Origin of the sequence: Nitratidesulfovibrio oxamicus (assembly GCF_015731765.1) — a bacterium.
In the GTDB taxonomy this organism is placed as follows: domain Bacteria; phylum Desulfobacterota; class Desulfovibrionia; order Desulfovibrionales; family Desulfovibrionaceae; genus Cupidesulfovibrio; species Cupidesulfovibrio oxamicus.
This window is the reverse complement of the sequence record NZ_VRYY01000233.1, coordinates 1-3,921: the sequence shown is the minus strand read 5'-3', so window position 1 is coordinate 3,921 and position 3,921 is coordinate 1. Positions and strand designations below refer to the sequence as shown.

Here is a 3,921-nt window from a genome sequence, read left to right as displayed (position 1 = left end):
CGCCCCGTCTGGCCCCGCGGGCGGGCAGGGCGCCGCCGCAGCCGCGCAGGCCCAGCAGGCCGGAACGGCCAAGGCCTCGTCCACCATCCGCGTGGATCACGAGAAGCTGGACCACCTGATGAACCTCATCGGCGAACTGATCATCAACCGCAACCGCTACACCATGCTGGCCCGCAGGCTGGAGGACGACACCAACGTCGTCATCGCCGAAGTGGCCCAGGACCTGTCCGAAACCACCTACGCCATGGCGCGTATTTCGGACGACCTGCAAGACACCATCATGAAGGTGCGCATGGTGCCGGTTTCCTCGGTGTTCTCGCGCTTCCCGCGCCTTGTGCGCGACCTGTCGCGCAAGAGCGGCAAGGAAGTGGACCTGATCCTGGAAGGCGAGGAAACGGAACTGGACAAGAGCGTTGTGGAAGTCATCGGCGACCCGCTGGTGCACCTCATCCGCAACGCGGTGGACCACGGCGTGGAGTCCGAGGACGAGCGCGTGGCCAAGGGCAAGAAGGGCAAGGGCAAGGTGACCCTGCGCGCCTACCACAAGGGCAACTCCGTCGCCATCGAGATCGAGGACGACGGCAAGGGCATCGACCCGGAAAAGATGCGCGAAGTTGCCGTGCGCAAGGGCATAATCAGCCCCGACGAAGCGAAAGCCATGGACGACCGCGAAGCCATGGAACTCATCTTCGCCCCCGGTTTCTCCTCGGCAGAGAAGATCACTGACATCTCCGGGCGTGGCGTGGGCATGGACGTGGTGCGTACCAACATCAAGAACCTGAAGGGCAGCGTCAGCATCCATTCGGAAATCGGCAAGGGCACCCGCTTCACCCTGTCCCTGCCGCTGACCCTGGCCATCATCGACGCGCTGATGGTCAACGTGGCGGGCGAGATGTACGCCATCCCGCTGGACGCCGTGTCCGAAACCACCAAGATCGAGGCGCGCCGCCTGACCGACGTCAAGGGCCGCAAGGCCGTGACCCTGCGCGGCGAAGTGCTGGGCATCGCCTCGCTGTCCGAACTGCTGGGTCTGCCCAAGGGCGACAAGCAGGACGTGCTGTCCGTGGTGGTCATCCACGACAACGATCGGCGCCTGGGCCTGGTGGTGGACCGTCTGCTGGAACGGCAGGAAATCGTCATCAAGCCCCTGGGCGCCTACCTTGGCGACCTGAAGGGCATCTCCGGCGCGACCATCATGGGCGACGGCAGCGTCATCCTGATCCTGGATCCGCACGAGGTGTACATGATGGCTACTTCAAAGGCCATCTAGGTTTCATCCAGCCTTTGCCACAAAAGCAGAACGCCCCCGTCCGGCAGCACCGGGCGGGGGCGTTTGTCTTTGAGATCAAGCGGATGCGTTAGGGGCTGTTTCCAAATTAGGATTTCCGTTCGCTGGCAAGGAAGACAAGCCTGCCATGAGGGAATATCTCTTCGGTATTTGACTGAGCCTTAGCCGTTAGGTGAGTTTGCGAACCTTACGGATAAGGACAGCAGCGCAATGGCAGCCGAAGTTTGACCGCGTTGCGCTTGATGCCCGTAAGACTCGCAGTTCGCCTAACGGGCACGCCACGCGCCCTTGGGGTCGGTCAGCCAACGGGCGAAAGGACAATCTGGAAGCAGCCCCTACATGGGCGCGTGCAGCCGCACCACGTAGGCCAAGGTGCTGGCCTCGCAGCCGCAGGCCACCATCAGCAGCATCAGCGCGGTCACGATGCCCACCTTGTGGCGCAGCGGCGTGGCGGAACGGATCACCGTGCCCCACAGGCCGCAGGCGGCCAGCGGCAGCACCAGCGTGCCGACCAGGGGCAGCAGCGGGGGCAGGGCGGTCAGGTCCGGGCTGGTCAGCGTGGCGGCGCGGTACAGCACGTACACGCCCACTGGCAGGGCGCACAAGGTGCCGCCCAGTGCCCAGCGGGCGCTTACACCCAGGGCGTAGTTGTAATAGTCGCGGCCAAAGTCGTCCTTGTCGCGGCGGGTCAGCAGCCAGGCCAGGCACAGCGCCCCGGCGGCACCGGCCGCCACGAAGGCCGACTGCCCCAGCACCGGCCACAGCAGCGAATCCGCAGGGGCGGCGATGAGGGCGTTCATGGTGTCGGCGGGGGATGCGGCGGAAGGAAGGGGATGTCCCGGCAGCAGCAAGGCGCGGGAAAGGGCGAAGCCGGTCACCGTGGCTTCCAGCCCGCCGATGCCGGCGGCCAGGCCCACGAAGCGGTGCATGACCGAACCCCGGATGTGCCGCCAGCCGAACAGGTAGATGCCCGCGCAGGCCAGCGTGCCCGCCAGCAGGGCGGGCGGGGCCAGCAGGGGCACGCGGAACGGCCCTTCCATCAGGTCGGGCTGCATCTGTATCATGCGTATCAGGACGGCCACGGCCACCGCCAGCAGCACGGCGGCGGACAGGGTAGCCAGCAGGGCGCCCTGGCGGGCCAGCTTGTCGGGAAAGGCGGTGCGCTTGACCACGGACATGCGCTGCCAGGCCAGGCACAGGAACGGCAAGCCCGTCACGCCCAGCAGCAGGCAGGCCAGAATGCCGCCCGGCAGTGCCAGCGACCAGACGGCGGCATCGGGAAACAGGATCATTCGTTACAGCTCCGTTGGGGTGATGCGGTGGCGCGCAAGGGCGTTGTCGCATCGGTCTTGTGCCCCAAAACAGCTTGGGGCGCAAGGGCGCGGGCCAATGCGCCAGTCCGTTGCCGCCTCGGGCGGCGGGGCATTGCCGCCAGCACGGGCGATTCCGCGCGGTGCCCGTCCGGAGCGCGGGGGCGCGTCGATTTCCTTGAAAAAATGGCGGGCATCGCCTATGCAGGGTAAAGTTCCGTCAACGTACACGGCCAGTTCGGAGATTCCTCATGCAGCATCGGCGGCTTCGCGCATCGGCGGCATTGCTTGTTCCGGCCCTTCTTTTCGCCATGGTCCTGTGCTCCGGCTGCGCCGGACAGGGCGCGGCGCAGGGCAGCACCGAATGGCGGCTGCGCATGCTGGAGGAGAAGTACCTTTCTTATGAAGAGGCCCGCAAGGCCCGGGACGGCTCTGTGGACGAGCGCCTGCGGGCGCTTGAGGAAAAGCAGGCCGCCCTGTCCGCCCGCGTGGACGGCGACCGCGAATCCGACGGCCGCAGGCTGGACGCGTTGGAAGGCGCACTGGTGAGCGGACGGGGGGCTTCTCCTGCATCCACTGCGGCATCGGCCCAGGCTTCAACCGTGGCATCGTCGGGCGATGCTCCGGCGGTACCGGCAGTCGATGCTGACGACCTGGGCAAGGGCGGACGCCGCATCCAGCCGGAACCCGCCAGGGTCGCTTCCAAAACCGCGCAAAAGCCGGAGCCAAAGCCCGCCAAGGGCGTCTCGGACAAGGCCGCCTACGAGTCCGCCCTGAACCTGCTGCAACGCGGCAAGACCGACGAGGCCCGCGTGCGTTTTGATGGTTTTCTGAGCGATTACCCCAACAGCGCGTTGGTGCCCAACGCCCTGTACTGGAAGGGCGAGGCCCTGTACGCCCAGCGCCGCTACGCCGACGCCATCGTGGCCTTCAAGGAGGTCACCGCGCGCTTCCCCAGGCATCACAAGGCGGCGGATTCGCTGCTCAAGATCGCGCTGGCCTACAAGCAGTTGGGGGATGACGAGAACGTGCGCTTTCACCTGAAGGCGCTGCGCGAAGACCACCCCGATTCCCCGGCCGCCAAGCTGGCCCGGCAGCGCTTCCCCAACGGGTAAGCTGCCCGCGCCCTGTCATGGCTTCCCAGCCGCCCGCCCCCTTACGCCCGGATAGCGCAGGCTTCCGCACGATGCCGCCCGGCCCCGCCGCGCTGCCAGCCTTTGCCGACCTGGATGCGAAGGGCCGCGCCGAATTGTGGGCTGCCCTGGCCTTGCGCTACAGCCCCGGCATCGGACCGCGCACGGTGCGTCGTCTGCTGGCGGGGCT

3 protein-coding genes are annotated in these 3,921 nt (G+C 66.9%); 2 read left to right on the top strand and 1 reads right to left on the bottom strand.

The window, feature by feature from the left end; translation table 11 throughout:
- Positions 1 to 1,270, top strand: a 1,270-nt coding sequence (locus tag FVW20_RS09210) for a chemotaxis protein CheA (protein WP_231038999.1), incomplete at its 5' end; no start/stop codon positions are given.
- Between the two features lie 353 nt (positions 1,271 to 1,623).
- Here the strand turns inward: FVW20_RS09210 and FVW20_RS09205 are convergent.
- Positions 1,624 to 2,580 (bottom strand): hypothetical protein, encoded by a 957-nt coding sequence (locus tag FVW20_RS09205; RefSeq protein ID WP_196609182.1) that lies wholly within the window; start codon positions 2,578 to 2,580, stop codon positions 1,624 to 1,626.
- A gap of 269 nt (positions 2,581 to 2,849) precedes the next feature.
- Between FVW20_RS09205 and ybgF the strand changes: the two genes are divergently transcribed.
- On the top strand, positions 2,850 to 3,713 hold the full coding sequence (gene ybgF / locus FVW20_RS09200; RefSeq protein ID WP_231038998.1) for a tol-pal system protein YbgF: 864 nt from the start codon (positions 2,850 to 2,852) through the stop codon (positions 3,711 to 3,713).
- Positions 3,714 to 3,921: the final 208 nt, after the last annotated feature.